Source organism: Spirosoma litoris (assembly GCF_054776755.1).
Window position 1 is genome coordinate 632,185 of sequence record NZ_BAAHBI010000010.1, and the last position, 24,229, is coordinate 656,413.

24 protein-coding genes are annotated in these 24,229 nt (G+C 47.2%); 15 read left to right on the top strand and 9 right to left on the bottom strand.

Annotated features, from left to right (window positions below):
• The first annotated feature begins 255 nt into the window (after window positions 1-255).
• The 8 genes from ACYVGR_RS09075 (at window position 256) to rplT (ending at window position 7,265) form a co-directional block, all read left to right on the top strand.
• Window positions 256-831 carry a DinB family protein gene (locus ACYVGR_RS09075; protein ID WP_460955706.1) on the top strand — a complete coding sequence of 192 codons (576 nt, stop codon included), beginning with the start codon at window positions 256-258 and terminating at the stop codon, window positions 829-831.
• A gap of 119 nt (window positions 832-950) precedes the next feature.
• Entirely contained in the window at window positions 951-1,367 is a 417-nt protein-coding gene (locus ACYVGR_RS09080; RefSeq protein WP_460955708.1) for an EVE domain-containing protein, read from the top strand.
• A 2-nt stretch (window positions 1,368-1,369) separates the two neighbouring features.
• Window positions 1,370-2,266 (top strand): class I SAM-dependent methyltransferase, encoded by an 897-nt coding sequence (locus tag ACYVGR_RS09085; protein WP_460955710.1) that lies wholly within the window; start codon window positions 1,370-1,372, stop codon window positions 2,264-2,266.
• Window positions 2,263-3,540, top strand: coding sequence for a tetratricopeptide repeat protein (locus ACYVGR_RS09090; RefSeq protein ID WP_460955712.1), 1,278 nt, complete (start codon window positions 2,263-2,265; stop codon window positions 3,538-3,540). The genes ACYVGR_RS09085 and ACYVGR_RS09090 overlap by 4 nt, the downstream gene beginning before the upstream one ends.
• 153 nt (window positions 3,541-3,693) lie before the next feature.
• On the top strand, window positions 3,694-5,637 hold the full coding sequence (thrS, locus tag ACYVGR_RS09095) for a threonine--tRNA ligase (RefSeq protein WP_460955714.1): 1,944 nt from the start codon (window positions 3,694-3,696) through the stop codon (window positions 5,635-5,637).
• A gap of 199 nt (window positions 5,638-5,836) precedes the next feature.
• Window positions 5,837-6,394 (top strand): translation initiation factor IF-3, encoded by a 558-nt coding sequence (infC, locus tag ACYVGR_RS09100; RefSeq protein ID WP_460955716.1) that lies wholly within the window; start codon window positions 5,837-5,839, stop codon window positions 6,392-6,394.
• 151 nt (window positions 6,395-6,545) lie between these two features.
• Window positions 6,546-6,740: a 50S ribosomal protein L35 gene (rpmI, locus tag ACYVGR_RS09105; RefSeq protein ID WP_012926783.1), complete on the top strand. Its 195-nt coding sequence runs from the start codon at window positions 6,546-6,548 to the stop codon at window positions 6,738-6,740.
• 180 nt (window positions 6,741-6,920) lie between these two features.
• Window positions 6,921-7,265 (top strand): 50S ribosomal protein L20, encoded by a 345-nt coding sequence (rplT, locus tag ACYVGR_RS09110; RefSeq protein ID WP_182463145.1) that lies wholly within the window; start codon window positions 6,921-6,923, stop codon window positions 7,263-7,265.
• A 99-nt stretch (window positions 7,266-7,364) separates the two neighbouring features.
• On the opposite strand, the gene ACYVGR_RS09115 is transcribed toward rplT, so the two are convergent.
• Entirely contained in the window at window positions 7,365-7,805 is a 441-nt protein-coding gene (locus ACYVGR_RS09115) for a nuclease A inhibitor family protein (protein ID WP_460955719.1), read from the bottom strand.
• Window positions 7,806-7,931: 126 nt separating this feature from the next.
• On the opposite strand from ACYVGR_RS09115, the gene ACYVGR_RS09120 reads away from it, so the two are divergent.
• Window positions 7,932-8,471 carry a hypothetical protein gene (locus ACYVGR_RS09120; RefSeq protein WP_460955721.1) on the top strand — a complete coding sequence of 180 codons (540 nt, stop codon included), beginning with the start codon at window positions 7,932-7,934 and terminating at the stop codon, window positions 8,469-8,471.
• Between the two features lie 327 nt (window positions 8,472-8,798).
• Entirely contained in the window at window positions 8,799-10,718 is a 1,920-nt protein-coding gene (gene dnaK, locus ACYVGR_RS09125) for a molecular chaperone DnaK (RefSeq protein WP_460955723.1), read from the top strand.
• Window positions 10,719-10,871: 153 nt separating this feature from the next.
• Here the strand turns inward: dnaK and ACYVGR_RS09130 are convergent, their stop codons facing one another.
• Window positions 10,872-11,183: a DUF2442 domain-containing protein gene (locus ACYVGR_RS09130; RefSeq protein WP_460955725.1), complete on the bottom strand. Its 312-nt coding sequence runs from the start codon at window positions 11,181-11,183 to the stop codon at window positions 10,872-10,874.
• Window positions 11,120-11,422, bottom strand: a complete 303-nt coding sequence (locus ACYVGR_RS09135) for a DUF4160 domain-containing protein (RefSeq protein WP_460955727.1) — start codon at window positions 11,420-11,422, stop codon at window positions 11,120-11,122. The genes ACYVGR_RS09130 and ACYVGR_RS09135 overlap by 64 nt, the downstream gene beginning before the upstream one ends.
• A gap of 266 nt (window positions 11,423-11,688) precedes the next feature.
• Between ACYVGR_RS09135 and ACYVGR_RS09140 the strand changes: the two genes are divergently transcribed.
• Genes ACYVGR_RS09140 through ACYVGR_RS09150 form a run of 3 tightly spaced genes read left to right on the top strand, consistent with a single transcriptional unit; the run spans window position 11,689 to window position 13,270 of the window.
• Window positions 11,689-12,222, top strand: a complete 534-nt coding sequence (locus ACYVGR_RS09140; protein ID WP_460955729.1) for a deoxycytidylate deaminase — start codon at window positions 11,689-11,691, stop codon at window positions 12,220-12,222.
• A complete protein-coding gene (locus ACYVGR_RS09145) occupies window positions 12,219-12,824 on the top strand; it encodes an acyl carrier protein phosphodiesterase (RefSeq protein ID WP_460955731.1) in 606 nt (201 codons plus the stop codon). Before ACYVGR_RS09140 ends, ACYVGR_RS09145 begins: the two co-directional genes overlap by 4 nt.
• On the top strand, window positions 12,821-13,270 hold the full coding sequence (locus ACYVGR_RS09150) for a rhodanese-like domain-containing protein (RefSeq protein ID WP_460955732.1): 450 nt from the start codon (window positions 12,821-12,823) through the stop codon (window positions 13,268-13,270). Before ACYVGR_RS09145 ends, ACYVGR_RS09150 begins: the two co-directional genes overlap by 4 nt.
• A gap of 72 nt (window positions 13,271-13,342) precedes the next feature.
• Here the strand turns inward: ACYVGR_RS09150 and ACYVGR_RS09155 are convergent, their stop codons facing one another.
• From ACYVGR_RS09155 to ACYVGR_RS09175, 5 genes are all read right to left on the bottom strand, one after another.
• Window positions 13,343-15,112, bottom strand: a complete 1,770-nt coding sequence (locus ACYVGR_RS09155) for an alpha-L-fucosidase (RefSeq protein ID WP_460955733.1) — start codon at window positions 15,110-15,112, stop codon at window positions 13,343-13,345.
• 97 nt (window positions 15,113-15,209) lie between these two features.
• On the bottom strand, window positions 15,210-16,595 hold the full coding sequence (locus ACYVGR_RS09160; protein WP_460955734.1) for an APC family permease: 1,386 nt from the start codon (window positions 16,593-16,595) through the stop codon (window positions 15,210-15,212).
• A gap of 113 nt (window positions 16,596-16,708) precedes the next feature.
• Entirely contained in the window at window positions 16,709-17,638 is a 930-nt protein-coding gene (locus tag ACYVGR_RS09165; RefSeq protein ID WP_460955736.1) for a heme-dependent oxidative N-demethylase family protein, read from the bottom strand.
• A 174-nt stretch (window positions 17,639-17,812) separates the two neighbouring features.
• Window positions 17,813-18,880, bottom strand: a complete 1,068-nt coding sequence (locus tag ACYVGR_RS09170; protein WP_460955738.1) for a mandelate racemase/muconate lactonizing enzyme family protein — start codon at window positions 18,878-18,880, stop codon at window positions 17,813-17,815.
• The gene (locus ACYVGR_RS09175; RefSeq protein WP_460955740.1) at window positions 18,870-19,934 is read right to left on the bottom strand and encodes a DUF1611 domain-containing protein; all 1,065 of its coding nucleotides are present in this window, start codon (window positions 19,932-19,934) and stop codon (window positions 18,870-18,872) included. The genes ACYVGR_RS09170 and ACYVGR_RS09175 overlap by 11 nt, the downstream gene beginning before the upstream one ends.
• Window positions 19,935-20,090: 156 nt before the next feature.
• Between ACYVGR_RS09175 and ACYVGR_RS09180 the strand changes: the two genes are divergently transcribed.
• Both ACYVGR_RS09180 and ACYVGR_RS09185 read left to right on the top strand, forming a co-directional pair.
• A complete protein-coding gene (locus tag ACYVGR_RS09180; protein WP_460955742.1) occupies window positions 20,091-20,564 on the top strand; it encodes an Lrp/AsnC family transcriptional regulator in 474 nt (157 codons plus the stop codon).
• Window positions 20,561-23,092 carry a serine hydrolase gene (locus tag ACYVGR_RS09185; protein WP_460955744.1) on the top strand — a complete coding sequence of 844 codons (2,532 nt, stop codon included), beginning with the start codon at window positions 20,561-20,563 and terminating at the stop codon, window positions 23,090-23,092. The genes ACYVGR_RS09180 and ACYVGR_RS09185 overlap by 4 nt, the downstream gene beginning before the upstream one ends.
• A gap of 208 nt (window positions 23,093-23,300) precedes the next feature.
• On the opposite strand, the gene ACYVGR_RS09190 is transcribed toward ACYVGR_RS09185, so the two are convergent.
• Window positions 23,301-24,221: a helix-turn-helix domain-containing protein gene (locus tag ACYVGR_RS09190; RefSeq protein ID WP_460955746.1), complete on the bottom strand. Its 921-nt coding sequence runs from the start codon at window positions 24,219-24,221 to the stop codon at window positions 23,301-23,303.
• Window positions 24,222-24,229: the final 8 nt, after the last annotated feature.

A 24,229-nucleotide genomic window follows, 5' to 3' on the forward strand; every position in this document is an offset into this window, starting at 1 on the left:
TTTGTTTCGCAAGGCAATCAATATTGGCTACCTTTGTGAGACCGCTCAGAAAATAATATTTTATTGGTAGGCTTTGATATTATTGGTTACAAATAGAGTAGACCGACGTAAATCGGGATTATTAGTACTGAGCATAACTCAAATTTTTAAACTGACGAACTGATCTTAAGGGAAGAGTCCCTGTTTGCGAGGATGAAAAGAGCACCTGAGAAGGTCATTATCTGCAGCATTAACTAACTCAACCATTCATTAACTATGGTACCAAACGACGAATTGATCCGCATCATTGACCTCTTAAACACGACATATGAAGGCGAAGAAGCCTGGCATGGCCCATCGGTAGTTGATGTATTGCGGGGCGTTACGCCCGAAATGGCTGGAAAACGGATTGCTCCCAATACACATAGCATTGCCGAACTGGTCTTCCACATGACGAGCTGGCGCATATTCTGTGTCAAAAAGATGCAGGGCGATGAGACGTTTGATATTACAACTCCTGACAAAAACTTTGGGGCTCTGCCCGACAAAATTGATGATTTTGAGTGGGAAGCCCTTGAAATGGAGTTGAGCCTCAGCCAGGAAGAACTCATCAATGAACTCGACAAACGCGATGACGATGAGTTCCTGGAAGATATCGTTCCCGGTCGTGACTACACCTATTATGATATGCTACACGGCATTATCAACCATGATATGTACCATACCGGGCAAATTATGATTCTCTATAAGGCGCTCTCCTTCAAAGGGGCAGGTTCTCGTTTTAACGATGATGATATCGATGAATACGGATCTCCTTTCGGTAGCAGCCAGGAACACGACGATTATTATTGATATACTTAAATTTTGAATGATAGAGTGAATGAATGATAGAATGGCGTTCTAGAGAATAGCTTTGTCAATTTCATGTTCATCGATTCCATTCTATCATTCATTCACTCTATCATTCAAAATTGAATTACTGGCTTGTTAAGTCCGAACCCGATGTATACGGGTGGACTCATTTTATTGAACAGGGGAGGGCCGTGTGGGACGGCGTGCGTAACTACCAGGCAAGAAACAACCTGAAAGCCATGCAACTGGGCGATCAGGTGTTGTTTTATCATAGCGTCACCAACACAGGCGTAGTTGGCCTGGCCAAAGTAAGTAAGGAGGCCTACCCTGATCCAACCTCACCCGACGATTTACGTTGGGTGGTTGTAGAGTTGGAGCCTGTTATGGCGTTAGACAGACTCGTGTCACTCGCGCAAATCAAAGCTGAACCATTACTGGAAAATCTGAGCCTCATCAGACAATCTCGCCTGTCGGTGATGCCCGTTCGGGCCGACGAGTTTGAATTAATTTTAAAAATGGGGCAGAAGAAGGAATGAGCATGACAGACATCCAACTTATCACCCCCAAACCCTGGGCTGAATACGAACTGATTGATTCGGGCAATTTTCAGAAACTCGAACGATTTGGCGATTTTGTCTTGTCGCGCCCTGAGCCGCAGGCAATCTGGGATAAGTCATTGTCTGATCAGGATTGGGAACGTCAGGCTCATGCTGTTTTTCGTCGTGATCGACAATCGCCGGAGCGGGGTGACTGGCAAACCAAGCCCAGCATGCGTGACCCCTGGTATGTCACGTTTCGGCAAGGTGGCTTGAATCTGAAGTTTAAACTGGCCCTAACCACTTTCAAACACGTTGGGCTATTTCCCGAGCAGGCCGACAACTGGGAATATATCTACCAAAAAGTAAAGGCGATTTCGACCAACACTCCCCGCCCGAAGGTGCTGAACTTGTTTGCGTATACGGGGGGCGCTTCGCTGGCAGCTCGCCAGGCCGGAGCCGATGTTACCCATGTCGATGCCGTGAAACCGGTTATTAGCTGGGCTCGCGAAAACATGGATCACAGTGAGTTAGATAATATTCGCTGGGTGGTTGAAGATGCAGTGAAGTATGTTAGGCGGGAGGTTCGACGGGGAAACAAGTATAATGGCATTATTCTTGACCCGCCTGCCTATGGGCGTGGACCCGATGGCGAAAAATGGGTGCTTGAAGAACAACTCAATGACCTGCTGAAATCCTGCGCCGATCTGCTCGACCGCGATGATTTTTTCTTTATCATCAATTTGTACTCACTCGGGTTCTCATCCCTGATTCTGGAAAACCTGATGCAACCCTTATTCGGCGATGTCCCTAATCTGGAATGGGGCGAATTAGCCCTGGCCGACCAGGCGCAGAAACGGTTACCTTTAGGGGTATTTTATCGGTTTGCATCCGTATGAAGAATAATAAAGAGCGAAAGATTGAAAGAGCGAAAGTGCGACAGGTTAGTGCCGGATGGTATTCACGCATTCGCTCATTCACTCTTTCACTCATTATTATCTCCTGTCTCTCTTCCTGTGGCGACGATAATCGGCAAACGACACATATTCCTGATTATCCAAAACCGGGCGATAGTAGTCGGGTTGAAGGGGCTCTGCGTGCTTTGACAAATGCCATCAATCAGTCGTCGTCGTCATCGGCCTATGCCAAACGCGCTGTTCTTCTGCTAGCGATGGGTCGTGTAAGCGACGCCCTGGCTGATATTGATGAAGCCATCAACCGAGATGACAATATTGGGTCGTTTTATCTGACCCGTGCCCAGATTCTACGGGCATTGCAACAACCTGATAAAGCACTTCAGAATGCCCAAAGGGCCGAAATCCTGGGGGTCGATACGCCTGAATTATATACATTACAGGGCGATTTGCTGCAACAGCAAAATCAGTTCGATAAGGCGAAACTGTATGTTGCCAAGGCACTTCAGATGGCTCCTTATGATGGAGAAGCCTATTTTTTCAATGGACTTATGGCCGCTCGGCAGGGCGATACAGCGCAGGCCTTGGTACTGTATGAACAGTCGTTGCGGCTGAAGCCCCGCTATCTGGAAACCTATAATCAGTTGTCGTCTATATACCGGACATTAGGCGATTTGAATTCCGCGCTTGTGTATAATGAACAGGCGCTACATTACTTCCCGAATAATGCCAAGCTGTATTATGGCCGTGGGATGATTTACCATACTGAGGGAAAGCTCGACAGTGCCATGATTTATTATCAGCAGACTGTAAAGGTCCAGCCCAATTACTATCAGTCCTATTTTCAGATGGGATTGATCAGTCAGAAATACCGGAATTATTATTCGGCGTTAGCAAATTATCAGCGGGTTCTGCAACTACGTCCCCAGTTTCCACGTATTGATACATACATTGGTTATTGTCATGAACAAATGGGACAATATGAGTTGGCGATAGCCGCCTATACCAAAGCAACCTCGCAAAATGCAAAAGATCAACAGGCTGTTGCAGGTTTATGGCGATCTCAGCGACGACAATACGCACAAAGTTCGTATAACTCCTTATTTTTGCCCGATACGGTGGCAAAACCAATAACGCCAACGCGAAGCCGGGCTATACTGGATACAACTCGTGTTAATATTTCGACAATTCAGCCGAAATCACGCGTAACAACAAATTCCAGCGATTCGCTAAAACGAACCGTAAAACCGTTAAATTGATTGTATGATATAGGATATATGATCGGGGCCGCCCGTGCGGTATTACTTCTGGCAAGCAAACCATACATCATATATTCTATAGTATACATAAAAAGTAAGTGGCTTACAGTTGTAGGTAAGCTGCGGGTGCCCACAAATAAATTAGTGTAAAGTATGATTGCGCAGGACGAACAAATCCGCGTAACGCTGCCCGACGGTAGCGTTCGGCAGTATCCCAAAGGAAGCACTGGGTTGGATATTGCCGCTCAAATTAGTGAAGGGCTGGCTCGTAACGTATTGGCCGCCAAAGTAAACGGTGTGGTGCAGGATGCCACGCGCCCCATCGATCAGGATGCGAACGTTCAACTCTTGACGTGGAATGACGCTGAAGGGAAAGCAACCTTCTGGCACTCATCGGCGCACTTACTGGCCGAAGCGCTGGAAGCATTGTATCCAGGCACGAAATTCGGGATTGGACCTGCGATCGAAACAGGATTCTACTATGATGTTGACCTCGGTGGAAAGCCGTTTTCTCAGGAGGACTTCAAGAAGGTAGAAGATAAAATGCTGGAGCTGGCTCGCCAGAAACAACAGTACATCCGTAAGCCAATGAGCAAAGCTGATGCTATTGCTTATTTTGAGGAGAAAGGAGACCCCTACAAACTCGACTTGCTTGAGGGCCTGGAAGACGGAAGCATTACGTTCTACACACAGGGAGATTTTACGGATTTATGCCGCGGCCCGCACATCCCAAATACGGGCTTTATCAAAGCAGCTAAACTCATGAACGTGGCTGGCGCTTACTGGCGCGGCAACGAGAAAAATAAACAGTTAACCCGAATTTATGCGGTTACCTATCCGAAACAGAAAGAACTGGACGACTACCTGTTCTTACTGGAGGAGGCTAAAAAGCGTGACCACCGTAAGTTGGGGAAAGAGCTGGAATTGTTTGCTTTTTCGGAGAAAGTAGGAGCGGGGCTTCCGTTATGGTTGCCCAAAGGCACCATGTTGCGCGAACGCTTGGAGAATTTTCTGCGGAAAGCACAATCGCGGGCGGGTTATTTACAGGTGGTAACACCCCACATTGGTAGTAAGCAATTGTACGTGACTTCGGGTCACTGGGAGAAATATGGTGAAGATTCGTTCCAACCGATTAAGACTCCCGATCCGAACGAAGAGTTCTTGCTGAAACCGATGAACTGCCCGCACCACTGCGAGATTTATAAAACCAAACCACGTTCTTACCGTGACTTACCATTGCGGTTAGCCGAATTTGGTACTGTATACCGCTATGAGCAATCGGGTGAATTACACGGACTAACACGGGTTCGGGGATTCACACAGGACGATGCGCACATCTTCTGCCGCCCCGACCAGGTGAAAGAAGAGTTCATGAAGGTGATTGATCTGGTGTTGTACGTCTTTAAATCACTCGGATTTTCGGATTATAGCGCTCAGATTTCGTTACGTGACCCAGAAAACAGCACAAAGTACATCGGTTCGGATGACCTGTGGGAAAAAGCAGAATCCGCTATTATTGAAGCTGCTGCTGAAAAAGGGCTTCCAACCGTAACCGAGTTAGGCGAAGCGGCCTTCTATGGTCCTAAGCTTGATTTCATGGTACGCGATGCGCTTGGTCGTAAGTGGCAGTTGGGGACAATCCAGGTTGATTACAACCTGCCGAACCGATTTGAGCTGGAATACATCGGCGCCGATAACCAGAAACACCGTCCGGTTATGATTCACCGGGCGCCATTCGGTTCGATGGAACGGTTCATTGCGATTCTGATTGAGAACTCAGGAGGGAATTTTCCACTTTGGCTCTCGCCCGATCAAATTGCCATTCTACCGATTTCGGAAAAATACGAAGACTACGCTAACGACTTGTATTTCAGCTTACAGGAACAGGATATTCGCGGTTTCGTTGATTTACGTGACGAAAAAATTGGCCGTAAAATTCGCGATGCAGAAGTGAACAAGGTTCCGTATATGCTCATTGTTGGCGAGAAAGAAGCCGCCGATGGTAAAGTATCTGTCCGGCGGAAAGGCCAGGGCGACCTTGGCAGCATGAGCATTGAAGAGTTTGTTAAGACGTTCCAGGCAGAAGTGAAAATGTAAGTTTGTTCCAGGTTTCACGTTTCATGTTCTACCCCAGGTAACATGGAACTTGAAACCTGGAACAATTTATACTTGCTTAGCTTCTGTATTTTCAATAGTTTCCCGAACTTTTTAGAAATCACAATGTTATCCAAGCGACTTTTACCTAAATCTGCGTAAAAGTCAATTTCAAACAAATTCGTTACCCTAAACACAATTTATGGCATTACCCCAACGCAGACCACCCCGTCGCGTGGTTGAAGAACCCTACAAAGTCAATGAACGCATACTTGCCCGTGAAGTTCGGGTGGTCGGTGAAAATGTAGAGCAGGGAATCTACGAAATAAATAAAGCTCAGGCGATGGCCAAAGCGCAAAACCTCGACCTGGTTGAGGTGTCGCCTAATGCCGTGCCGCCTGTTTGCCGTATCGTTGACTACTCTAAGTTTAAATACGAGCAAAAGAAAAAGCAGAAAGAAATCAAGGCGAACGCAACGAAAGTTGTTATTAAGGAAATTCGGTTCGGTCCTAACACCGACGATCACGACTTTGATTTTAAACTAAAGCACGCCATTAACTTCCTTAAAGAAGGCGCTAAAGTAAAAGCCTATGTTCAGTTTGTAGGCCGGGCTATTGTTTTCAAAGATCGGGGCTTTCAACTGCTGGAACGTTTTTCTAAAGGTTTGGAAGATTACGGCAAAGTTGAAGCAGAGCCCAAACTTGAAGGTAAGCGCATGAGCATGTTCCTGTCACCCAAAGTAGTAGCTCCTAAGAAATAAATTTTAAAAGGAGAAAAGGGAGTAGAGGAATGAAAGGAAGAAGGAAACTGTAAAATCCTTTCTCCCTTTTATTCCTCTACTCCCTTTTCTCCTTTTTTTTTGTATCTTTGCGGCCTGTTTACTTATTTTTTCCATAAAGCGGGTTACTGCAATGCCAAAAGTAAAAACCAATTCGGCCGCCAAAAAGCGTTTCAAGCTGACCGGCACCGGAAAAATCAAACGGAAGCATGCCTTCCACAGTCATATTTTGACGAAAAAAACAACCAAACAGAAGCGCAATTTAGTGCACGCTGCCTTGGTTGATGGTCCAGATGAGCGTCGCATTAAAGCGTTGCTGAACGTCTAAGGGACAAAAAAGGACGCGGTTGCGTCCTGGTTTCACGTTTCACCCGATGCCGGGCTTTAAAAGAGAATGATGAATGATGAATGATGAATGAATGGAAGCTAGCCTACTGGTTATTCTTCACTATTCATTCTACACTCTACACTCTTCTTCCGCCTGTCGTCAAAAAACAACTAACATACAATGCCACGTTCCGTCAATCACGTTGCCTCACGGGCGCGTCGGAAAAAAGTAATGAAGCTGGCCAAAGGTTATTATGGTCGGCGTAAAAATGTTTGGACAGTTGCTAAGAACGCTGTCGAAAAAGGTTTAGGATACGCTTACCGCGACCGTAAAACGAAGAAGCGCAATTTCCGTTCACTCTGGATTCAGCGTATCAACGCTGGTGCCCGGATTCATGGATTGTCGTACTCGGCCCTGATGGGTGCTCTGAATAAATCAGGCATCGAACTCAACCGTAAAGTATTGGCCGATCTGGCTATGAACCACCCAGAAGCATTTTCTGCTGTTGTGGAACAAGTGAAGTAAACAGAGAATCTAGTAATAGGAGCGAGGAGTGAGTAATAGAAGAGCTGACGCATATACAGCGTTTCTCCTAGTACTCACTCCTCGCTCCTATTACTATCCCTATGTCTGCACAATTTTAGTCTTGATGCCCGCCCGTTCGCCGTTTTTCTGAAGACCAAGCAAATACACATCCATTTCGGACTCGCCTACCCGAAATACCTGCCGAACGGTTAGTTCCTCTTCGGTCAATTTTTTCAGCTGCTGGAACTTGGCAGTACGGGCTTTTTCTTCATCGCCGTACCAATCCTGATCGGTACTAACAGGCTCCCAAAAATCAGCTTCCGGCGTCTCTTCGACATATACTGACGGAGGTAACATTTGCCAATCTTTGATCTGGCTAACCGTGAGAGGCTCGGTCTGTTTTAAATAACATGTCACCGTCTCGAGCGGCTCATCCGACTCACTCGGATAAAGTAAATCTGTAAGTATTGGTTTAGCTTGTTCCGTAAACAAATTATTTTCTGAAGTAGACTCGCTACTTTTAGGCGCTTCGTTCGTCATAAACATGAAAATGGATTCGGGACAAATTAACCGATTCAGATTGAAGTATCCATTGGAATCTATCTAATTTTAACGCGGAGTATTAACTAAACCTATTCCGTTTAACAGTTTAAAAACAAACTAGTCATGTTCGAAACATTGATGAATCTGGTTCAGCAGCAGGCAGGCCAGGCGGTTATTAACAACCCGGCCATTCCAAATAGCCAAAACGACAGCGTAATGCAGACCGTGACCAGTAGCATCCTGAGTGGCCTGGGCCAACAAGCACAAGGCGGTGGTCTGGGTAATTTGCTGGGTATGGTTGTGAATGGCGGTGGTAATATTCACCAAAGTCCTGTTACACAAGGTGTTCAGAGTCATGTTGAACAAAACCTGATGGAAAAATTAGGCATTTCTCCCCAGGTTGCGATGTCTGTAGCAAGTACATTGGTTCCGATTGTATTGAGTAAATTGATGAACAAAGCAGCAGATCCGAACGATTCAACCGTTGATGGTAACAGCATTTTAGGCGCTGCTACAGGCCAACAAGGTATTGACTGGATGGGTATGGCTGGTTCGGCTATGGCCGATGGTAAACTCGATATGAATGATCTGCTGCGCGTAGCTACACAAGGTGGTGGCGGTGGGGGTCTGGGTGGTATGCTAGGTGGCCTGTTTGGCAAATAGGTTATAGGCCACCATACAAATAAGTACATACGAAAGCCTCTTAGGATAATCGGATTTAATTCGGATTACTCCTGAGAGGCTTTTTTTACAACCGATAGGCGGCCGAGTTAGCTCTGCCGTTTAGTACGCTTATTATTCAGGGGAGCAAATAAGGTCTGCCATGTTTTTCATGGGTGTTTCGTTCAATGCGCCAATATGGCCCCATTTAGTCAATTATTCTGCCAATCTGACAGCAAATCAAACAAGTTGACGGCGCTGGCATTTGTATTGATAGATAGGTTATGTCTGTCAGAATACACACAGCACATTAAAGAAACTAAACCAGTTATGGGAAAAATTATTGGTATTGACTTAGGCACCACGAACTCGTGCGTGGCCGTGATGGAAGGCAACGAGCCGGTTGTTATCCCCAACTCCGAAGGAGCCCGCACAACCCCATCGGTAGTTGCGTTTATGGACAACGGCAACGGCGAACGCAAAGTAGGCGCTCCCGCCAAACGCCAGGCCATCACCAACCCGAAACATACAATTTCCTCGATCAAGCGTTTCATGGGAAAACGCTACAATGAGGTTACGAATGAAATTAAAAACGTTGCTTACGACGTAGAAAACGGCCCCAATGGTACGCCCCGCGTTAAAATTGGCGATCGTCAATATACTCCACAGGAACTTTCGGCGCTGATTCTGCAAAAAATGAAGCAGACTGCCGAAGATTACCTCGGCCAAACCGTAACAGAAGCCGTTATTACGGTTCCTGCTTACTTCAACGATGCTGAGCGTCAGGCTACGAAAGAAGCTGGTCAGATTGCCGGTCTGGATGTAAAACGGATCATAAACGAACCAACTGCGGCTGCGCTGGCCTATGGTCTGGATAAAACCAACCACGATCAGAAAATCGCTGTATTTGACCTTGGTGGTGGTACATTTGATATCTCAATTCTGGAACTGGGTGATGGCGTGTTTGAAGTAAAATCGACCGATGGTGATACACACCTGGGTGGCGACGACTTCGACCAGGTAATCATCAACTGGCTCGCCGATGAGTTCAAGAAAGATGAAGGCATCGACTTGCGTCAGGACCCAATGGCCCTACAACGGTTGAAAGAAGCCGCTGAGAAAGCGAAAGTTGAACTGTCTAGCTCAAACTCGACGGAAATCAACCTGCCTTACATTATGCCAGTGAATGGTATCCCCAAACACTTGGTACGGACATTGAGCCGGGCGAAATTCGAGCAATTAGCTGATTCACTGATTCAACGGAGCTTAGAGCCTTGCCGTCGTGCCCTGAAAAACGCAGGTCTGTCGGCTAGCCAGATCGACGAAGTTATTCTGGTGGGTGGTTCAACACGGATTCCTAAAGTGCAGGAAGAAGTTGAAAAACTATTCGGTAAGAAACCTTCGAAAGCCGTTAACCCTGATGAAGCTGTAGCGATTGGTGCTGCTATTCAAGGTGGTGTATTGACCGGTGAAGTAAAAGACGTCTTGTTGCTCGACGTTATTCCGCTTTCGTTGGGTATCGAAACAATGGGTGGTGTATTTACCAAAATGGTGGATGCTAACACAACGATTCCAAGCAAGAAAGTAGAAACCTATTCGACGGCATCGGACAACCAACCAAGCGTTGAAATCAACATCCTGCAGGGTGAGCGCCCAATGGCGGCTCAAAACCGCCAGTTAGGCCGGTTTATCCTGTCCGATATTCCACCAGCACCTCGTGGCGTTCCTCAAATTGAGGTAACTTTCGACGTAGATGCCAACGGTATTCTGCACGTAACGGCCAAAGATAAAGGCACGGGTAAAGAGCAGAAAATCCGAATTGAAGCGTCAAGCGGTCTGACCGAAACGGAAATCAACCGGATGCGTGAAGAAGCGAAAGCGAACGAAGCTGCCGATAAAGCAGAACGTGAAAAAATTGAAAAAGTGAACCAGGCCGACTCAATGATTTTCCAAACGGAAAAACAATTGAAAGAGTATGGTGATAAATTGTCGGAAGGCAATAAATCGGGTATCGAAGCTGCGCTGACAACGCTCCGCACGGCTCACGCTTCTCGTGATACTGCTGCTATCGACAGCGCACTGGAAGGTCTGAATGCTGCCTGGGCAACCGCTTCGCAGGAAATGTACAACGCTACCAACGGAGCTAACCCTGCGGATGGCGCTGGTTTCGCTGGAAACGCCGATGGCGCCGGACAAGGTCAACCTGCTGGCGACAATGTATCGGATGTGCCTTACGAAGAAGTGAAGTAATCGGAACCCGGATTTTTCAGATTATCCTGATTGATCTGATTTTGAAAAGCTCTGCTGAGGAAACTTGGCAGAGCTTTTTTATTCCTGACGTTCAGCGAAGTCTTTGACTAGCATGCTATAGTAAACTCTTATATTGAGTAGATAAATGATAGCCTATCCAATTTTCCCTTCATATAAATCCCCGGTTGGGTAAACAATATCCCAATCTTCGCCCCAAACTAAGTTGCCGTTGTCGATTGCGAATTTTTGAAATAAGGCAGGCTGGCGGAATTGAGCATAGTAGCCTTGTAATTTGCCGAAGGCATTTTGGAAATCCACAATTCGTTGTTTCCCATCCGAGAAGTGAATGTCAATACGGTAATCACCCAAGAAGTTTGCATATAGTACCTTAAGCGAAGGTTTTATATCTTTTGCGTTATTTTTTCGAACACGGGTTTTTGATTGAGCACCATCACGATTTTCCATTTCTCAACGATGTCTAAGTGGTATTGGTAAATGAATTGTTCAGCTTCTTTACGCTGCGATGAAGGAAGCGGTTTCTTTCCCTTCACTTTACTAAAATTAACAGCAGTCAGTTCCCCATCTACATAACTCAACTCTGCTTTATTTTCATATTCAGCGTATTGCACATGCACATGAATAGGTAAATGGTCGTTTGTATAGATCAAAAATACTAAACCAAAGTACTCGTAAATTTTGGGCATAAAGCGCTTTATTTTCTTTAAATATATAAATATATCAAAAATGTATATTTTTTACATGCTTTCCAAAGTTATTCCCAAATCCATAAGGACACCATAACTAGGCAAGAAAAAAGCAGAGAAAAAGAATGTTTAGAGGTCAGTCAGGCAAGTCATCCTAAATTGTTAGCAGGAATCATATTGCTGTTTAATTGTTCAATAGATGACATTGGTCAAGTTTAATGCCTAACTAATCTGTATTTGCCTGATTCAGCGCGTAACTTTATAGCATGACACCAGTATCCGTTCCCCAAATTTCTGATGCCAAACCAACGGTAGCTCGTCCGCGATTCGATGATATTTTCATGGATCTAGCCGTAAATCTGGCGAAACGATCACACTGTATTAAGGCGCAAGTGGGTGCTGTATTGACCCGTGATACCCGTATTATTTCGATTGGCTATAATGGACCTCCAGCCGGTACACACAATTGCGATGAGGAATTTCCGGGCGTAGGTTGCCCTCGCGACTCAAAAGGCTCGTGCTCCCTGGCGCTCCATGCCGAGCAGAATGCAATTTTGTATGCCGCTAAAAATGGCTCAGAAATTGAAGGGTCAACAATTTATGTGACACTGTCACCGTGTATTGCCTGTGCCCGAATTATATATAGTATGAAAATTGCCCGGGTTGTTTACCTGAACTCCTACGCCGAATACAAGGGTATTCCTTCCGACGAAGGTGTTGACTTCCTGCGTCGATTTGGGGTTACGGTGGAGCGGTACGTATCGGGTGTTACCCCAGCTATGGAGCAAGTAGCGTTATGAATATTCTGGCGCACGCGTATTTATCGAACCGACACACGGAGCTACTCATTGGTAATTTTATTGGCGATTTTATTAAAGGAGATCCCAGCAGTTTTCGCCATCACCTGACACCCGGTGTGGTGGCTGGTGTCCGGTTGCATCGGGCCATTGACAGCTTTACGGATGCGCATCCCGAAGTGGCTGCTGTGCGGGATATTCTTCATCCGCGTTGTCATAAATACGCTGGTGCTGCCGTTGATATTTTCTTTGATTACTTCCTGGCGATCAATTTCCAGTTGCTGACGGGTGAGTTATTGGCCGAATTTGTACCGTATTTCTATCAAATCCTGGTCAAGAACCAAGTTTCTTTACCGTCCAGCGCTGCCCGGATGGCCGACTATATGATCCGGCAAGACTGGCTTACTAGTTATCAATTTGTTGAAGGGATTGATCGTTCGTTGAAAGGTGTTTCCCGACGGACAGCCTATCCATCAGGATTAGATACGGCCATTGAGGATTTTACGGCTTATTACGATCAGATTGCAATGCATTTCCAGTATTTTTGGCCTGCTTTAGTTGAACATTGTAACGAAACACGGGCCTCGTTGCTCGCCAGCTTATGAAGTCAAAAACAATTCGTTTCTCCCTTGCGCTCGCTGCGTTGCTACTAGGAGTTTTACTTGTGCAGGTCGGTTGGAAAAAAGCTGAACCCTGGACACCTGCACAACTTCTGGAACCAGCTGATCTGGCGGCTACCATCAATGATGCGAAAGCTGCCCAGCCGCTCATTATTAGCATTGGACCGGCGGCTACCATTAAAACATCAATCGGAGTTGGGCCGGGTAGTGAAGTCGAAAATCTGGCGAAACTGGAGAAGCTATTGAGTAAAGAATCCAAGAGCCGTCAGATCGTTATTTACTGTGGTTGTTGCCCATTTGCGAAATGCCCCAATGTGCGTCCAGCGTTTACGAAGCTCAATGAATTGGGGTTCAAAAATCATAAACTGCTGAATATAAGCAAAAACCTCAAGACCGACTGGATCGATAAAGACTATCCGGTGATTGATTAGACGGGGTTTTTGATTAAAATAAACACGATTGTAATTCGGTCGGGATCAGTCCAATGAGTGATCCCGACCGAATTATTGTTTGGGAGGAAACAGCTCGAATTCGCGGATGCCGATACTGCCAACAGACTCCTGAATAACGAGCCGGAATCGTTGGGCTGTAATTGGCGAAATGGTTTGCTGCCAATTGGTGCCTGGTTGACTCCCCTGCGCTATAGTTACCCAGTCGTTCCCTTTCTGATACTGAATTGCAAATCGACTAATTTGAGCGACTGGTTCTGAATTTGGCGTCGAAGAAAAATCTCGGACAAGCGCTTTGCCAACTTGTTGCGGTTTCCCCAAGTCTACTTCCAGCCAGCCAGTCGGGTTGTATAGTGCCTGTAAGGTCGTAGATTGAAACGAGAGGTCTTGTCCATAATAGTTGTCGAAATTAACAGATGTCCGTCGTCCCAATTTCCAGTAAGTTTTCGGATCATCGTCTACAGCGGCAGCTGCATTGTGTAAAAAATGGCTGAGTTCGCTGGAGGCTGTGGCTGTTTTCCCATACGCCAATGAACCTGTTTTCGTGAAGGGTTGAATTAGGGGAATTGTAGCCGCTGGTCGATCAAGCGTGAGAGCGATGATGGTCGCAATAGAGTCACGCATCGCTAACGGAACAGTTAACTGTAGCTTGTTTTTCTCTTGCTTAAAAACGGCTGGACGGCCGTCCAGTAAGGAGGCCTGTTTGATGTTAGCAGGAAGGGGCGGCAATAAAATAGTCTCGTCCGTACCTGACAACACGTGTACGTAAATGGTATTGCCCTTTTGCGTACAAACGTAGGAATCGGTTGGGGTATAAGGACCACCTAAGGTACCGTAAATAGCTGCTGAACGAGGAGAAATCCAGTCTCCGAGTTCGTGAAGACGGTTCGCGAAAAGAGGAGGGAACTGACCCAGGCTATCAGGACCAACATTGAGCAATAAATTGCCGTTGCTGCCAACACAACGAAGGAGTGTATGGACGGTTTCGCGCAGGCTCCGGGGTGTATCGCCAAATTTCCAGGCCCACTGATGTCCTAGGTTCGTGCAGGTTTCCCAAGGCGTTTGGCCAAAGCCAGCTACAAACCCTTCGGGAGTTGTGTAATCACCATACTTGCCGGGTTGGCTATGCGATTCATCTGGAGTAAACGCTTCCAGTCGATTGTTCAGAATGATACCTGGCTGGAGCCGATGAGCGAGTTCATAAATGGGTTTTGGGTTGGCGGGAGAAGGAGACCCCTCGTAATCGAACCACAACAAACTTACCTTCCCATAATTGGTCAACAATTCGGTGAGCTGGGCCTTCATCCGGTCGGTAAATGCATTGTTGCTAACGGGATTGCGGCAGTCCGGGTCTTTCCAGTCGGCTAACGAGAAATACCAGCCGAGTTTAAGACCTGCTTCATGAACGGCATCGGCCAGTTCTTTACAAACGTCCCGCCCGAAGGGAGCTGACATGATGTTATACGACGACGTTTGTGTATTCCACAAACAGAAACCATCATGATGTTTGGCTGTCAGGACAACGTATTTCATACCCCCTGCTTTCGCCTGCGCTACCCATTCTTTGGCGTTGAAGCGGGTGGGATTGAATCGGCGATAGAGCGAATCATACCGGTTTTTACCGTATTCACTTCGCGACCAACTAATTTCTTTACCCGTCAGTGTCACCGGCCCCCAGTGAATAAACAGGCCAAAGCGAGCATCCTTCCACCAGGCTAAACGCTCTTTTTGCGGCAAAATTGGCTGAGCCAGCGCAGTGACTGTGAACAACAACGCCAGTAGTATAGGATAAAGTCGGCGGGAGTTAGTTAAGATAAAGGGCATGAACTCAAAACAGCTTGTTAATAAACGCCTGTTTACTGGTAAAGGAGACAGGTGTCTTTAGCTAATGATAGAGCCAATAAATTGTGGATCATGCAACTCAAATCGTATCTACAGCATCCACACGATCTGATTCGATAACCGGCGGTTTGGATTTCCAGAACCAGTAAAAGGGTAGACCTGTTGAAATCAATCCCAGTCCCGTTAGCGCTTCACGCGGCTGATTGATCAGGGTCATAACAACCAATAAGGCACAGCACCCACAGAAAAAGGCCGGTACGATTGGGTAACCAATAACCCGGTAAGGCCGATGTAAGTCTGGTTGTTTATAGCGAAGTAACAGTACGCCGAACGCAGTGGCTCCGTAGAAAATAAACGAGGCAAAGACCAGCATATCCGTTAACTGATCGAAACTCCCCGACCACACCAGAATTACGGCCCACAGGGACTGTAGCAAAATAGCGACTGATGGCGTTTTGAAGCGGGGGTGAATAACGGCTGCGGCTTTAAAAAACAGACCATCTCTGGCCATCGCATAAAAAACACGAGCCGGCATCAGGATCGAGGCATTGGTCGAGTTCGAGGTTGTTACCAGAATCAGAACCGAAATAAAGAGTGCCCCAGCCCAACCAGCCGCTTCCCGAACCACCTCAACGGCCGCTATTTTACCGGGTGTACTAGCCAGCCCAGCTAGTTGACCGATAGGAAGTACATATACATAGACAATATTCAGCAATACATAAATCAGGACAACGATAGCCGTTCCAACGCCAAGAGCAATTGGTAGATTTCGTTGCGGATTTTTGACCTCCTCCCCAATGTAAGCAATCTGATTCCAGCCGTCATACCCCCAGAATGCGCCCAGCGACGCCACAACGAGTGAGCCTAGTAAACTCCCATGCGCAGCCGTAGCACTTACAGGAACAGATTGAGTAAGATGATCGATACTACCCGTTTTCGCCGTGAATCCCAGAAACGCAATAACCGCAACGGCTGTGAAAGTCAGGTAGATAAGGCCACGACTTAGCCCTTCGGCAAACGTGATACCCCGGTAATTGAGTAGACTTAAAAACGTAATGAGTCCCGTGGCTACACACTTAACCGCCAGTTCGACAGAATCGCCATGTAGACTTGTTAAGGAAATTAATGATTGACCAAAGATGTGCGCGAGGGCGGCAATCGTAGCGGTTCGCATGACGGTAAAGGCACCCCAACCATACAGAAAAGCAAATAAGCGCCCGTATACTTTTTTGAAATAGGCATACTCACCACCCGATTGCGGAAACATACCGGCCATTTCAGCGTAAGTAAGGGCACCCGTCAGACTAACAACACCAGCGGCTACCCAACAAGCCAGCACCAGCAGAGGTGAACCTAACTCAGCCGCCATTGGTGCGACTTTCTTGAAAACCCCCGATCCAACAATGCCGCTGACAACTAGTAAAATGGCTGGTCGTAACTCGATCGAGCGCGAAAGTTTACTCATGAATGTTATTTGGTTCTGTATTGAAAAATGTACAGGAAGATTCTATAGAATCGTAATAATACGGAATAAATACTTGTTTTGGGACGGTAAAATGGATTTGATTTCGTTGGAAACTATTTTGTTTCTGACTGTCTGTTTAAATACGCGATTAACTCGGGCATAAACGGAGTCATGCTTTTGTAGGCAAGCATTGCGGAGGGAGTCGTACTGAAAACCTGGGCCATCCGGGCTGCCTGTTCTGGATTACGGGCTTCGTTGGCGAGCAGATTCTGGTACGTATGAATGCCAAATAGAATAGCTCCTGAGCGGGGTAACCGGGTGAGCGTTTGTCGCTCTACGCGCACATAAAGTTGATCCCCAATTGTGTCGGGAGTTAAATAGGGCAACCGATCGGTGAGCAATTGGTGCATAGTCGCCGTATGACGGCTGGTCATGTCCAATTGATCACTCACTTTTACACTCCAATTCAATCGCCAAATTGGGCGTCCAACGGGCAGTCGCTCCATAAGCATCTGAGCAGCCCGCATCATGGGCTCAACAATGGGTACAATGGGTGTATGAATTTGCCAGAACGGCAAGCCCAATTTCTCATCCAGACACCAATCATTCGCAAAGCAAAGCTGACCCGACACCAATCGGGCCTCATTTCCCGCGAGAAGAAGCAAATCTTCCTGAATCTGTCGGCCTACCCAATCAAGCGGGTCGACGGGTAGGGATGCTGAATCGCCGAATGTAAATGCGGTTTCTTCGTTCAGGATATGATTTTGCCATACCCAGTTTGCCCCATCTCGATGAAGCGTAAATGAATCAGAATTAAATCGGACCAGATTTTCTAAAACCAACGCCAAAACTTCCCAGTGCGCAGTTTCGTGGACCGGTTGTGTCTGGAAATAATAGCCAGGAAGCGTCGTCAGAAGCTGTCGTTTTAGAGCAACCTGATTTGAATAATGCTCATCCACTTCAATTAGCCGGTCGCTTTCGAGCAATGGGAATGTACCCATTTTATCGTTAAACCGTTGGCCAAAAGGGAAATAGGGAAGCATTTTTGGGATATATGATGTATGAAGTTGTACCCACGGGCTGATTGATTTGAAGAAATTAACCGCCGATATTTTTTGCTTCTCGCCGGGTTTTAACCCGGCGAGAAGCAAAAAAAGGGAAGTCTATTTCGGTGCTTATTTAATACAAGTCAATCAGCCCGTGGATACAGAAAACTATTATAAACGAACCAGTCCTAATCCGGCTCCTGCACTTGGGCGCATGAGCCCATTTTCGAGAATAAATCCACCAGAAACAATGTCTTCGGCGAGATCTAAGCTACCGTCGAGGTCGATGTAGCGAGTATTGGGGCAGGCAAATGCTGCATGTAAGGCCGCCGTTATACTTACCCGACTTTCGTCATTGCAACCCCAAAATAGGGAGATTTTAGCTGGCTTCGCAATGGTAGCAATATCGAGGGCTGCCCGAATGCCTCCGCATTTCATGAGTTTGATGTTGAAAATACCAAACGGTTGCGGTTGCTGGGCTAACCCAAGAGCGGCTTCCGGGCCTTTCAGGGATTCATCGGCGGCAAGCAGGCTTCTCGTTGTAGTGGGCAACGTCAGAAGCTCCGGCTCCAGGCCTACGGGTAAGGGTTGCTCAATCAATTCGATAGCAGCAGCTTGCGTTGCTGCCAAAAACTGCTGTAAGTTGGCGAGTGAATAGCCTTGATTGGCATCGACCCGGATGGTGAATTTACGCCCGAACTGCTCGCGTAATTTATGAATACGCTCCACGTCTTCGGTAACATCCAGTCCCGTTTTGACTTTTAAAACCCGAAATCCCTGTTCATAAAACGCTGCGGCTTCGGCCAATGTGTCAGCTACATTCATGATGCCAATAGTGACTGAAGTCGACAGCGCGTGAAGCTTCTGGCCATAAAATTGAACAACCGGAATGCCCAGAAACTGCCCGAAAGCATCGTGCAGCGCAATATCCAGTGCTGCCAGCGTGCCGGGAGCACTGGCAAACTGTTCAGCCGCTTCGTTGAGGAGGGTATTGAATAGGCGGATGTCGCGCCCAACCAGGCTGGTTACCCATTCGCTTTGCAGGTTCTGTAGCGCCTGATCGGGCGATTCGCCTACGACCTCGGGCGAGGGGTTAGCAGCCCCAATACCAATAATTCCATTCGCCAGTTCGATTTCCAGAAAAACATTCTCAACTGCCGAAATTGTTTGGTAGGCAATGGTATATGGCTTGGTTAGCGTCAGGTCTCGACAATAGGCACGGATGGCGTTAATGCGCATGAGTGGTGGCGGTTAAGGTTTGAATGAGAGGCACAATCGCGTCGACACCTTCTTCGAGTGGCAACAGAACAGGAATGCCGAGTTGGGCGGCATATTGCTTTTGATACGCAAACGCTTCCTCCCGGCTGCACCCCTCTGTATTCAGGGCGAGTGCGATGACTGTTGACCCATACGCCTGAATCAGGTTGATTTCGGTCTCAACCGGTGGAATGCGACCCCAATGTTCTTCATGGTCGTAGAAAACTCGGGTGGGGGCATGAACCAGCACGACATGCCGTGCATTGCCCGAAACCAGAAATTCGGAGCCGCATGGCCCACTTGGATTTCGGAGGGAAGCCTGCCCTTCAATGAGTAGCGCATCGGCATTGGTTTCGCGCCAGCAGGATACGAGGGCGTGTTCGAGTTCGCCCGATACAAAATCATTCAGGGTCGAATCGAAAATGAACCCATATTTAACACCTTGCAGCCAACCCGTTTGACCAGTATAAATCATTTGCGCATTAAGGCCCTGTCGGCCGCAGGCTTCGCGGATCAACCGGGTGGTGGTGCGTTTGCCAAGCGCACAGTCGGTACCCATAACGGCGATGATAGGCGCTGTAATCTGGTTTATTTCCCCTGTCCAGAAGTGCAGCTCCTGACGGGTTTTCGGTCGTCGAACGTCAATAAGTTGGCCGCCATACTGCTGCGCTAACGCTACCAGATCAGGTTTCTCACTCAAAAATTCGTGTAAACCATTGACGATGGATAGTCCTCGCTCCAGGCTACGGCGAATATCCGTTAACATCGTTTGGGGAAGCACTCCGCCACTTGTAGCCACCGAGACAATGGCAAAAGAAATATCGCCAAGTTGCGCCAGCGCTTCATCGACCGATGCAAAGACGGGAATGTTACGAGCTGTGCCATCAAGCACAACGCCAGCGTCCTGTCCGGCGGTAGGGGCATCGATAACCCCTGCCACGGTATAACGATCCGTACCACGAATCAGACCGTGAGCAGTTTTGGCATTTGGGGTACTTAATATGCCATCAGTAAGCAGAATAGCCCGATTACTCATTCGTTAATTGTTCTAATTTTTTTCTTAAATCTATGAGTTTGTTCTTATAATTAGTAAATTGTCTGAATAAAATAATAACTTTTTTGACTGGTTAGAATATTATTCTTTTTAACGCTGAGATTCCAGTCTTGAAAAGAATATCATGCTACGCGGCCTATGCTCGATGACATCGATTTACGTTTATTGACCCTATTACAGCAGAATGCCAAACTGACCATCAAAGATTTGGCGGAGCAGTTGGGCATGACTACCACGCCCATTTTTGAACGAATCAAGCGGATGGAGCGCGACGGGGTTATTGCCAATTATGTCGCGCTGGTCGATGCCGAAAAAGTGGGCCGGTCGTTGGTTGTCTTTTGTAATGTCTCAATGCCAGACTATACACCTGAGAATATTCATGAATTTGAAGAGAGCGTTCGCCAGATGCCCGATGTGCTGGAAGCATATCATCTGGCCGGAACGATTGATTATCAGTTGAAAGTATTGATGCACGATATCAAAGAATATGCTCAGTTTCTTCAACAACTGGCTCGACTTTCCATGATTCGTGTCCATAGCAGTGCCATTGCCCTTTACACGGTTAAACAATCAACCGTAGTGCCGACTCCTACTAAATCAAGTAATTCATGAACCGAATTTTACATCTTCCTCTGCTTGCCTTCCTGATTAGCTGTTACACGGCGTTTGGCCAAAAGGGAACTCCTGCGCTGGCTCCTCGCTTGAAAACGCTTGATTCTACGCTGACCGTTCTCTACAACCGGGCTATGTTCAATGGGGTTGTGCTGGTTGCCGAAAAAGGTAAAGTACTTTATACGAAAGCCTTGGGGACTGGTAATATCGCCACCGACGAACCCCTGACCACCAATTCGGCCTTTAATCTGGCATCGGTGTCGAAGCAGTTTATCGCTATGATGATCATGCAGTTGCAGGAGCGGGGTAAACTGGCCTACGATGAGCCCGTGCAAACCTATTTGCCCGATTTCCCCTATGCAACGATTACGGTACGTGACCTGCTCAATCATACCTCTGGACTCCCCGAATACTTCGATCTGGCGCAGAAATACACAGGTCCGCTCGATACCCTGACCAACGATGGTATGCTCCAACTGCTGCATCAATACCAACCCGAAGTCATCTTTCAGCCCGGTGACCGTTGGGAATATTGCAACACCGGCTATGTGTTGCTAGGCTCAATCATTACGAAGGTTGGTGGTATGCCCATCGAAACATTTTTCGATAAAAATATCGTGAAGCCGCTCAAGCTCAAAAACACCTACATCTATTACCACAAAAGCAGCACAGTGCCCCGTAACCGAGTCTATGGTTTTCGACGAGAGAATGGAAAAAACGTGCCAGATGACCTGATCCGGCTGGATGGTGTGATTGGAGACGGAAATGTCTATTCATCGGCCAACGATTTATTAACCTGGAGCCAGGCGCTTTACACGGAAAAGCTGGTGAAAGCGGCTACCCTTAAGGAAGCGTTTACCCCCGTTAAACTGAACGATGCAACCACCTATCCGTACGGTTTTGGCTGGATGGTAGACGATAGCGTGAAGGTGCTCATGCACACAGGGAGTTGGGTAGGCTTTCGCACCATGATTATTCGCTACACCGACAAAAAGCAGACGTTGATTCTCTTGACAAACGGTGGCAATGCCGCTGGGAGAATTGTTCGGGAGGCATTCGAAGGGAAAGTACCCCAATTGCCACAAACACACTTGATTACGAATGTTCAACTTATTGATGGAACCGGAGCAACTCCGCGAAAAGCTGCCGTTCGTCTTCGAAACGACAGAATCTGGGAGGTTGGCGAGTTAACAGCCTTTCCGAATGAATCGGTCACGGATGGGAAAGGCTTTGTGCTGGCACCTGGTTTTATCGATAGCCATAGCCACCATGTGGGCGGAATTAACAAGCAACCAGATGCGCTGGCCGTTGTTAACCAGGGAATTACCACTATTGTGTCGGGGCAGGATGGGGGGAGCTATTGGATCGATTCGTTACAGGCTCAATTGAAACGAAATCCAGTTGCCGTTAATGTTGCAACCTACACAGGGCACGCTACGCTGCGACAGAAAGCCCTGGGTGCCAATGGTCTCTTCCGAACAGCTAAGCCAGAGGAAGTTGAAAAGATGAAGGCTTTGTTACGGATCGAAATGAGCAAAGGCTCGCTGGGTTTATCAACGGGTCTGGAGTATGAAGAGGCTTTTTTCTCGAATCGGGATGAGGTCATTCAACTGGCGCAGGCCGCTGCCGATTCGGGTGGTCGCTACATCAGCCACATTCGTAGTGAGGATGTACAAATTGATGATGCCATCGACGAAATCATTGAGATTGGCCGGGCAACGAAGATGCCCGTTCAGATTTCGCACCTGAAAATTGCCTTGCACGACAAATGGGGGCAATCATCGCAAGTACTTGCCCAACTGGAACGAGCGCGTGCTCAGGGAGTAAATATTACCGCCGATTGCTATCCGTATGATTACTGGATGTCGACAATACGGGTATTGTTTCCTAAACGTGATTACACCAATCCTGTGAGCGCCGAATTTGCGGTCAATCAACTGTTCGATCCGGCTCAATCAGTATTAGTTCGGTTTGCCGCTAACCCCGCTTACGCTGGCAAAACCGTCGGCGATATTGCTCAGCTTCGGAATGAAAAACCGGCCCAAACGCTGATGGGCTTAGTGGCCGAAGCGTCGGCATTTGCTCAGAAAAACCCTGATGCGGAAGGCGTAGAAGGTATTATGGGGAAATCGATGGATGAGCCGGATGTGAAAAACTTTCTAGCCTGGTCGCATACCAATATCTGTTCCGATGGCGCCTACGGAGGGCATCCACGCGGCTATGGTGCCTTTACGCGGGTATTAGGGCGTTACGTGCGCGACCAGAAATTGATGCCCATCGAAACGGCCATTTACAAAATGACGGGCCTTACGGCCGAACATCTTGGCCTTAAAAATCGGGGGTTGATTACGCCGGGTTATTTTGCGGATTTGGTGTTACTTAACCCCGACACCGTGCAGGACAAGGCCCGCATTGGTGAGAGTAGCGCGCTCTCAACCGGCATCGAAGCCGTTTGGGTAGCGGGAAAGCTAGTGTATCAGGATCAGAAAGCGACGGGTGCGCATCCTGGAGTGTTTATTCGGCGATAATGGATGATGGCTCAGTTTCTATTTAATCCTTTGATTATCAACGTTTTTTTTGTCATCCCGACGCAGGAGGGATCTTCGCTAACAGCAGCACATTCTAGCTACCGAACCGGGCCGCCGGAGCGGATCCCTCCTGCGTCGGGATGACAAAATTATCTTTTAGTATTTTGATTGTCATGGGTTTATATATTATATCAACCCATGATTCACGTTAATTAAACGAGTGTCTGAATTCGAGTGGAGAAAGTTGCGTCTTGCTTTTGAAGAGTTTGTTGAACGACTGAGGGTATTCAAAGCCAAGTTGATACGCTATTTCACTGACAGATAGAGAGGTTGTCGTGAGGCTTTCCTTCGCTTTCTCAATCAATTTATTCTGGATATGCTGCTGGGTACTTTGCCCCGTTAGCTTCCTTAATAAATCGCTCAAATAATTGGGAGAGACATTGAGGGCATCGGAAATATAGTGAACCGTTGGTAGCCCCATTTCCTGCACTTTAGTACTGTTAAAATAATCCGTTAGCAAGCCTTCCAGATTGGTCAACAGGTCATGACTGGCGTGCTTACGGGTAATAAATTGGCGGTTGTAAAACCGATTGGCGTAGTTGAGTAACAAATCAAGATGGGCCACCATGACATCCTGACTATAGCTGTCGATGGACGAATGATATTCCTGTTCAATATTCCGGATTAACGATTCCATCAGGGCGTCTTCTTTATCCGACAAGTGTAAGGCCTCGGTAACCTCGTAGGAAAAGAAACCATAACTCTTGATCGTCTTTTCTAATGGATAACCCCTGATAAAGTCCGGGTGAATGAGAAGCGACCAACCCGAACAATCCCGACTTTCATCATCTTCAACGGTAAGCACTTGACCTGGCGAAAGAAACGTCATGGTGCCTTCATCAAAGTCGTAGTAATTCTTACCGTATTTCAGCTTGCCTTTGAAGTCCTTCTTAATCGAAATGATGTAAAGATTGATAACATTCCCTTTCCAGTATTCATCGGAAACAACGGGCACATCGGCATGATGAATCAGGCTGATTAGTGGATGCTCTGGCTTGGGTAGAGATGCTATATTATGCCACTCCAAAATGGAATTGATAAGGCGAGGCTGATTCATTTCCTTTTTCATAACTGTGC

What these genes read in the sequence shown, in the direction of transcription:
- ACYVGR_RS09075 (WP_460955706.1), top strand. Translation starts at nt 256, where the DNA reads ATGGTACCAAACGACGAATTGATCCGCATCATTGACCTCTTAAACACG.
- ACYVGR_RS09085 (WP_460955710.1), top strand. Translation starts at nt 1,370, where the DNA reads ATGACAGACATCCAACTTATCACCCCCAAACCCTGGGCTGAATACGAA.
- ACYVGR_RS09090 (WP_460955712.1), top strand. Translation starts at nt 2,263, where the DNA reads ATGAAGAATAATAAAGAGCGAAAGATTGAAAGAGCGAAAGTGCGACAG.
- thrS (WP_460955714.1), top strand. Translation starts at nt 3,694, where the DNA reads ATGATTGCGCAGGACGAACAAATCCGCGTAACGCTGCCCGACGGTAGC.
- infC (WP_460955716.1), top strand. Translation starts at nt 5,837, where the DNA reads ATGGCATTACCCCAACGCAGACCACCCCGTCGCGTGGTTGAAGAACCC.
- rpmI (WP_012926783.1), top strand. Translation starts at nt 6,546, where the DNA reads ATGCCAAAAGTAAAAACCAATTCGGCCGCCAAAAAGCGTTTCAAGCTG.
- rplT (WP_182463145.1), top strand. Translation starts at nt 6,921, where the DNA reads ATGCCACGTTCCGTCAATCACGTTGCCTCACGGGCGCGTCGGAAAAAA.
- ACYVGR_RS09115 (WP_460955719.1), bottom strand. Translation starts at nt 7,805, where the DNA reads ATGACGAACGAAGCGCCTAAAAGTAGCGAGTCTACTTCAGAAAATAAT.
- ACYVGR_RS09120 (WP_460955721.1), top strand. Translation starts at nt 7,932, where the DNA reads ATGTTCGAAACATTGATGAATCTGGTTCAGCAGCAGGCAGGCCAGGCG.
- dnaK (WP_460955723.1), top strand. Translation starts at nt 8,799, where the DNA reads ATGGGAAAAATTATTGGTATTGACTTAGGCACCACGAACTCGTGCGTG.
- ACYVGR_RS09130 (WP_460955725.1), bottom strand. Translation starts at nt 11,183, where the DNA reads ATGGAAAATCGTGATGGTGCTCAATCAAAAACCCGTGTTCGAAAAAAT.
- ACYVGR_RS09135 (WP_460955727.1), bottom strand. Translation starts at nt 11,422, where the DNA reads ATGCCCAAAATTTACGAGTACTTTGGTTTAGTATTTTTGATCTATACA.
- ACYVGR_RS09140 (WP_460955729.1), top strand. Translation starts at nt 11,689, where the DNA reads ATGACACCAGTATCCGTTCCCCAAATTTCTGATGCCAAACCAACGGTA.
- ACYVGR_RS09145 (WP_460955731.1), top strand. Translation starts at nt 12,219, where the DNA reads ATGAATATTCTGGCGCACGCGTATTTATCGAACCGACACACGGAGCTA.
- ACYVGR_RS09150 (WP_460955732.1), top strand. Translation starts at nt 12,821, where the DNA reads ATGAAGTCAAAAACAATTCGTTTCTCCCTTGCGCTCGCTGCGTTGCTA.
- ACYVGR_RS09155 (WP_460955733.1), bottom strand. Translation starts at nt 15,112, where the DNA reads ATGCCCTTTATCTTAACTAACTCCCGCCGACTTTATCCTATACTACTG.
- ACYVGR_RS09160 (WP_460955734.1), bottom strand. Translation starts at nt 16,595, where the DNA reads ATGAGTAAACTTTCGCGCTCGATCGAGTTACGACCAGCCATTTTACTA.
- ACYVGR_RS09165 (WP_460955736.1), bottom strand. Translation starts at nt 17,638, where the DNA reads ATGCTTCCCTATTTCCCTTTTGGCCAACGGTTTAACGATAAAATGGGT.
- ACYVGR_RS09170 (WP_460955738.1), bottom strand. Translation starts at nt 18,880, where the DNA reads ATGCGCATTAACGCCATCCGTGCCTATTGTCGAGACCTGACGCTAACC.
- ACYVGR_RS09175 (WP_460955740.1), bottom strand. Translation starts at nt 19,934, where the DNA reads ATGAGTAATCGGGCTATTCTGCTTACTGATGGCATATTAAGTACCCCA.
- ACYVGR_RS09180 (WP_460955742.1), top strand. Translation starts at nt 20,091, where the DNA reads ATGCTCGATGACATCGATTTACGTTTATTGACCCTATTACAGCAGAAT.
- ACYVGR_RS09185 (WP_460955744.1), top strand. Translation starts at nt 20,561, where the DNA reads ATGAACCGAATTTTACATCTTCCTCTGCTTGCCTTCCTGATTAGCTGT.
- ACYVGR_RS09190 (WP_460955746.1), bottom strand. Translation starts at nt 24,221, where the DNA reads ATGAAAAAGGAAATGAATCAGCCTCGCCTTATCAATTCCATTTTGGAG.